The 1597-nt window shown below is 42.7% G+C and carries 1 protein-coding gene and 1 pseudogene; one reads left to right on the plus strand and one right to left on the minus strand.

Translation table 11 applies throughout. The features are described 5' to 3' along the window. A pseudogene (locus AB4263_RS23825) lies at positions 1-144 on the plus strand (transposase); the annotation flags it as partial. Between the two features lie 256 nt (positions 145-400). Here the strand turns inward: AB4263_RS23825 and AB4263_RS23830 are convergent. Then, positions 401-1519, minus strand: coding sequence for an IS110 family transposase (locus tag AB4263_RS23830; protein WP_017070419.1), 1119 nt, complete (start codon positions 1517-1519; stop codon positions 401-403). Positions 1520-1597 lie beyond the last annotated feature (78 nt).

A 1597-nucleotide genomic window follows, 5' to 3' on the forward strand; every position in this document is an offset into this window, starting at 1 on the left:
GGCTCTAGCCCACTAGGCAAAGCAATAAAGTACACGCTCGGGCAATGGCCTAAACTCATTCGTTATATCGACGATGGTCACTTATCTATTGATAATAATCGCGCTGAACGCGCAATTAAACCACTGGTCATTGGCAGGAAGAACTCTTATGACCTTTTTCAAGTTTTTCGACAAAACCTCTCTCTCCTCTGTGAGACGAGGCATGCTTTCAACATTAGAATTGCCTGAAAGTGAATTAGCAATAACTTGGGTTATACATACTCTTATTCGGGGATCTTTAGCCCCAACATGGTTTTCGTAATGAGTTTACCTCTATCTGGCTGCTAGTATCTAACCAAGTGGTCGACTTAAATTCTTGACGAGGATTACTCACCTGAGCTTCTTCACTTCCAAGCAAATTTTAAACTCTCTGATTTCGAGTGGTGACAGCAATGTCCCACATGAATCCAAGTAACTCTCTCGCAACAGCAGTAATTGCTATTTGTGACTTTTTCCCTTTAGCTACCAAGCTTCGGTAACGGAAGCATAATCGCTGCTGAGCTTTCCAGGAGATATCTTTGGCTTCTTGGCAAACACTATCTGGTCGATTCGCAGTTAACCAGCTACCGACCTTAGCATTGTTTCTATATGCCCATGCTGCCTCATACAAAAGTCGTCTTAACTCAACATTTCCAGCTTTAGTGATCCCTGCTTTACGAGTCACACTACCACTTGAATGTTCACCAGGTATTAGGCCAAGGAATGCCATTATTTGTTTCGGATTACTAAATCGGGAGAAATCACCCACTTCAGCCACTACGGAGATTGCAATCGTACGTCCGACACCTTTTAGAGCTTGCAGTTGATTAACCAAGTTATAAAGTGACCAGTTAGGAAGTAACCTATCAATTTCTTGGTCTAATTGCTCAATACGGTTTTCTATTTGCTCCAAGCTTTGTCGATAGTGCTCATAAGCTATTTGTTGAGAAGCTAAGGGGAAAGATTGGTTGGCTAGCCATACTCGATGGCGGACAGTCCACATTTTCTTTTCATACTTTTTACCCGTTCTCAGAAGAATACTTTGGATTCGCTGCTTGGCAACTTTAGTATCTTTCTTTGCACAGCTTCTGGCTCTCACAAGATCTCGCATAGCTTCATGTGTCAGGTCGGGTACCCAGATATCAACTAACTCACCCGCTCTTAACAACCTCGCTAAAGCGACGGCATCTCGATGATCATTTTTGATCTTGTTGGTTGATATCTTAGGTATTCTAGAAGGAGCCACAACTGTACACTCTATGTTCATGCTAAGTAACAATCGATATAGACCGTAGCCTGTTGGGCCCGCTTCGTAGCAGACAAGGATCGTACCGTGAAGCTTGATTAGCTTCTTCATTAGACGAATAACGGCATCTTTTGCTGAAGAAATATTCCCATAAAATCGAACTTCTCCCTGCCGCTCTGGACTTGCAATCGCAACAGCAATTGTGTCCTTGTGCACATCAAGTCCAATATAAGCAGAATAGTTGACGGATTCCATATTGATGACCTCCAAAAACGCACCAGTAGGTAAGTCTAAGTATATAAGGTCATACCATCTGGCTGTTCTCTAACACAC

The organism is Vibrio sp. 10N.261.55.C5 (assembly GCF_041470505.1).
GTDB classification, from domain to species: Bacteria; Pseudomonadota; Gammaproteobacteria; order Enterobacterales; family Vibrionaceae; genus Vibrio; species Vibrio crassostreae_C.

Bases quoted from the DNA above. Each gene is read 5' to 3' on its own strand.
- AB4263_RS23830 (WP_017070419.1), bottom strand. From the start codon at position 1,519: ATGGAATCCGTCAACTATTCTGCTTATATTGGACTTGATGTGCACAAG.